Source organism: Rhodopseudomonas sp. WA056, from assembly GCF_010906995.1.
Classification (GTDB): domain Bacteria; phylum Pseudomonadota; class Alphaproteobacteria; order Rhizobiales; family Xanthobacteraceae; genus Rhodopseudomonas; species Rhodopseudomonas palustris_G.
Genome location: NZ_QPFS01000253.1, coordinates 1 through 894 on the forward strand (window position 1 = coordinate 1; position 894 = coordinate 894).

General features: G+C 63.9%; 1 protein-coding gene. It reads right to left on the reverse strand.

The genetic code is table 11. The features are described from left to right. Positions 1–812: IS481 family transposase (locus tag DU475_RS23870; RefSeq protein ID WP_164633523.1), on the reverse strand; the 812-nt coding region annotated here is incomplete at its 3' end. Between the last annotated feature and the right edge of the window lie 82 nt (positions 813–894).

Sequence of the window (894 nt, forward strand, 5' to 3'; positions counted from 1 at the left end):
GGATAGGCCTGCGCGTAAGCCCATTCCCTGAGAGCACTTTGGATGAAGCGCTCGGCCTTGCCGTTGGTTTTAGGTGTGTATGGCCTGGTGCGGATATGCTTGAGCCCGAGAGCGTGGCAGGCGTTTCGGAAATCAGTCGATATGTAGCAGCTTCCGTTGTCGGTCATGACGCGTCTAACGGTGACGCCGAGGCTGGCGTAATAGGCGATCGCGGCCTTGAGAAAGGCGATCGCGCTGACGGCCTTCTCGTCCGCGAAAATCTGCGAGAATGCGACACGTGAGGCGTCGTCGATGCAGACGTGGACGAACTCCCAGCCGACGCCGCGGCTGTTGCTTTGGCCGGTGCGATCGCCGGTGATGCGATGGCCGATCTTGTCGAAGCGGCCGAGCTTCTTGATGTCGATGTGGATCATGTCGCCGGGATGGGCGTACTCGTAGCGGCGGGCTGGTTCGGCCGGCTCCAGGTCACGCATTCGGTTGAGCCCCAGGCGTCGCAGGATACGGCTGACGGTGGCCGGCGACAGGCCGAGATCGGCGGCGATCTGCTTGCCGGTCAGACGCTGACGGCGCAGCCGTTCGACCTGCTCCACGGTCGCCACTGGCGTCGGCTTGTACAGCCGCCGCGGCCGCGACGAGCGATCGGCAAGCCCTGCGCGCCCTTCGGCCTTGAACCGGGCAACCCATTTGCGGGCCGTCCGCGGGCAGACGCCTGCGGCTTGTGCGGCGGCCTTCGGCGTCTGCCCGCTCAACACCGCCTGCACCAACCGCTCTCGACCAATCGGCGTCAAACGGGCATTCTTGTGAATGTTCATCCGGTCCCTCCTTGGACACTGAAGCTTCGCAACCTCAGCATCCTCGGTCCGGACCGGATGGACAACCTAATGAAAGCTCACA